Below are 4,323 nucleotides of genomic sequence, written 5' to 3'. Positions count from 1 at the left end.
TAGCAGTACCTTTTAAATTTACGCTGTTATTGGTTGCAGAGCCGCTAGCTTTTGCACCTTTTACGTCGCCGGTAACTTGGCCACTATCGACATTTACGGTATTATTGGTTGCGCTGCCTGCCGTCGCCTCTGCGCCCAGTGCGCTGCCCGCTACTTGCGCACCACCCTCTATCGTCACGGTATTTTGTGAGGTGCCGGTACGACCGTATCCGCCCCAAACGTTCTTTTTAGCTTCGCCGCCGTTTAATTTTACGGTATTTTTATCGGCAGCCTTTTGTGAGCTCAATCCGCCGTAGACCTCATCATTCGCGGTAGTATTTGTTAAATTTACGATATTTTCTTCTGCGTTATTGCTTATGCTATATCCGCCGTAAATTTCTTTCGTCACGGCGCTATCGTTTAAATGCACCTCATTTGATTTAGCGGATCCGCTTGAAGACTGACCGCCGATAACGGAATTTATTTTTGAGTTGTTTTGCGCCGTTACGATATTTTTTGCGGCATCTCCACTATTGGCTTGACCGCCGCTTACGATGCCGTCCACTTTAGCGCCGTCTAAGGTTACTTTATTATCGTGGGCACTACCGCCGCTCGTATTAACGCCACCGCCATTGACTTGATTTTTGGCATGAGTGCGGGTTAAATTTACGGTATTGTTAAATGAGTTTACGCCTCTTCCGCCGAAAATCGTACCGCCTACTTCGCCGTCTTCTATATCTACGATATTTCTTGAAGCATCGTTGGTAGTGGATGTGCCACCGTAAATTTCACCGGTTACGACATTATTTCCTCTAAGTTTGACGTGGTTATCTTCCGCTTTGCCGCCTGCTGCGTTACCGCCGTAAATATTCTCGCCGACTTTGGAGCTAGTCAAAAATACCCTACTGCCGGTTACGACGCCGTTAGAGCTTTCTCCGCCAATAACGCTCTTTTTAAAAGTCGTGCCGGTAGAGGTTACTTTATTATTTGAAGCGCCGGTTTTGCTCTTGCCGCCTATGGCCTGTTGACCGATCTCGCCGCCGGTCAGATCTAAATAGCTATTAGTAACCGTCCCGCTGCGGCTCTCTCCGCCGATCAATCTTCCGCCTATTTTTGCATTACCGTTAATTTTTGCGTAGTTATTTGCAACATCTTTGTTGTTACTTCTACCGCCGATCGCATCGCCGGTTATTTGGCCACCGGTTAGCTCCAAATAGCTATTATTAACCTTGCCGTCGTAGCTAAGTCCGCCGTATACGCCATCATCGTTGCTAGAGTTCGCACCCGTAACCTTGCCGCCGCTCATATTCACATGAGCTCCATCTATGTCGCCGTAATATGTAAAAGCTCCATAAATCGCTTTATCTACAGTACCGTCGCTGATGGTAACATAATCGCCCTGGCTATTGGAAGCAAGATTATGCGCGTCGTTTCTATAATAACTTCCGTATACGTAATTAGTTACATGACCGCCCTCGATCGTAGAGTGGTTGGCGATAGTTTTACTAACCATATATGCGCCGTTGATATTTCCAACCTCGCCTTTTTTCAACCAACCGTGGTTGTTTTTAGCCGTTGCCTTACCGCCGCCTCCGGTAATACCTCCGCCAGTACCGTTGGCGACCAAAACATCAGTGACTTTAGCGCCGTTATTATCTATAGTTACGACATTGTTTTGCAAAATAGCGGTGCTATTTTCTGCAGCTATTACTCCATTTACGTTTGATAAATTTACAACACCGGTAATATTTACTTTATTGCCGTCTGCGCCGCCATTTTGTACTCCAGCGCCAGCAATCCTGCCAGCGATGGTAGGCGTACCGCTGATATTTACTTCGTTATTATTTGCTTGGCTTGTACCCGTAGCTCTACCGCCCATTACCGCAGTGTATTCAAAATTTGGAAAGCCGCCGTAGAATACTTTAGTAGCACCGCTTATGTTTACGACATTATGGATAGCGTCTCCGCTGGCATTTGTTCTACCGAACCATGTGCCATTACCGCCGAGTACGACATTATTTACTTCTGCATTATTCAAGTTAACCGTATTATTTTTAGCGCCTTTACCCTCGCCGCCCACAAGTATCGCTACAGTAGCGCCACTAGAGACATTTATCGTATTGTTTTCTGCCGAGCTAGTTTGTCTATATTTAAAGTCCGATCCTTCAGGAGTACCGTCGCCGTTACCTCCACCATAGATCGTACGATTCCAAGTGCTTACGCCGCCTGAGGCAACGCCTCTTATTGTTACGATATTATTATCGTTTTGTCCGTGAGCATTTGCTTTACTTTCAAAGCCGCCCGAGTAATTTTCGCCGGATGATTTATATAATTGACTTGGAGTACCGTCGCTTTTAGTTACCGTTATGATTCCATTACCAGCTAAAGCTTGCGAAGGAGCAATGGCTAAGCACGCCGCCAAACTCAAACCGGAAATAATCGGTATTTTAATATCTTTCATAATCCATAATCCTTTGTAAAAAATAAAAACTATCCATTATACAATAAAAATATCAATTTACAAGAAATTTAGAAAAATTGTATATAAAAAAATGAGAGTTCCTAAAAATCAGTATCGAGATAGCGCCTCTTTGATAATTTAAATAAAATTTTATCCTCTTATAGCCATTAAGCTTAAATTTAAAATTATAGTTACATAAAATACCTGATTTTAAAAATTTTAGAGGCGCGATTTTAAATTTAAAATTTTATAAAAGCGCGGCGCCGGATCGAAAGTATAAAATTTAGCTTTTTTCGCGCCTTTACGCGGCTGAATAGATTTAAAATTTATGGATTTAAAAAGTCGGGCTTTAAGCGTCGGCGCAGAATCGACACGTAGATCAAATCTAGCGATTAAATTTAATCGCTTCGCCGCCCAAGATATGGGAACTGATTTTAGCGCGCCGCCAAAAAACATTCAATCAAGCGGCGCGAATGAACTTCTAAACGCCGCAGCGAACCCGGCAAGTCAATCAAGCCTATTCAAATAAATTTCGCTCGCGGACACGGCGCACCGGTAAGCGAGTGCGCCCGCGAGAAACTTATGAAATTTTACTCTTTAGCGGATCACGAGTCCTTGTGGAATTCCCCCGCGGATCACCCAAACTAGGGTTTTCTTACCCTTATATTCTTTGATGTAGCGATCGAAATCATCTAAATTTTTAACGTCGTTTTGACCGACTTGGATTATTATGTCGCCTGCTTCAAAGCCGTATTCATCGGCCTTAGAACCGTTTTTGACGTTTGTTACGAGGATGCCTTCCAAGTCTTTATCGAGGTTGTATTTCGAGCGGACATCATCGGTTAAATTTCGTGCGCTAAGCCCATCTATGGCGCTTTGGCTTGCGCCGCGAGAATCGGCCGCGCCGCTTGATTTGCTCATACTATCAAGCTTGATAGTCGCGGTTTGGGTTTTGCCGTTGCGCTCAAACTCCACTTCCACCGAACTTCCCGGAGCCATAGAGCCGATCAAATTTTTTAACTCGTTAGCGTTTTTGATCGACTTGCCGTCGATTTTAACGATCAGATCGCCGCGCTTGATACCCGCTTTATCGGCAGGCATGTCTTTTTCGACGCTAGAGATCAGCGCGCCCTCTTTGTTTGAATAAATTTCTTTCTGTTCGTTCGACATATCCGAGATCGTGACGCCTATGAAGCCGCGCTCGATCTTGCCGTCGACGATGAGCTTTTCGGCGATCTCTTTTACCATATTTGATGGGATCGCAAAGCCTACGCCGTTATTCCCGCCGCCGCGACTTAAAATGGCAGAATTTATCCCCAAAAGCGTGCCGCGGCTATCCACTAACGCGCCGCCCGAATTGCCGGGATTGATCGAAGCGTCGGTCTGGATGAAATTTTCGTATTGATTTAGCCCGATATTGTTCTTATTTAGCGCGGAGATGATGCCCTGAGTGATGGTGCCGCCCACGCCGAACGGATTTCCGATAGCAAAGACGATGTCGCCCTCCATAGCCTTGGACGAGTCGGCGAATTTAACCGCAGAGAGGTTTTTTGCGTCGATTTTTATGATAGCCAGATCGGTTTTAGGATCGGTGCCGATCACCTTGGCTTTGTATTCTTTGTCGTTATCAAGCAGGGTTACTACGATCTCGTCGGCGTTTTCTACGACGTGGTTATTCGTCACGATATAGCCGTCTTCGGAGATGATGACGCCCGAGCCCAAAGAGCTTCCCTCGCGCTCTCTGGATTGCGGAACGTCAAAATCAAAAAACTGCCTGAAAAACGGATCGTCAAACATCTGCGACATAGGGCTATTGGTCATTTTAATCTTGGTTTTCGTAGCGATATTTACGACGGATTTTTTCACCTCCGCAACAGAGCTGT

At 45.3% G+C, this 4,323-nt stretch carries 2 protein-coding genes; both read right to left on the bottom strand.

Annotation, left to right across the window (positions count from 1 at the left end):
• A partial coding sequence (locus tag Q0438_RS07840) for a hypothetical protein (protein ID WP_299189933.1) occupies nt 1-2,440 on the bottom strand: 2,440 nt, incomplete at its 3' end.
• A 597-nt stretch (nt 2,441-3,037) separates the two neighbouring features.
• Nucleotides 3,038-4,323: DegQ family serine endoprotease (locus Q0438_RS07835; protein WP_299189932.1), on the bottom strand; the 1,286-nt coding region annotated here is incomplete at its 5' end.

It is taken from the genome of uncultured Campylobacter sp. (assembly GCF_938030785.1).
Lineage (GTDB): Bacteria > Campylobacterota > Campylobacteria > Campylobacterales > Campylobacteraceae > Campylobacter_B.
Note: the sequence above shows the minus strand (reverse complement) of the source record. Positions and strands in the feature narration are given on the sequence as shown.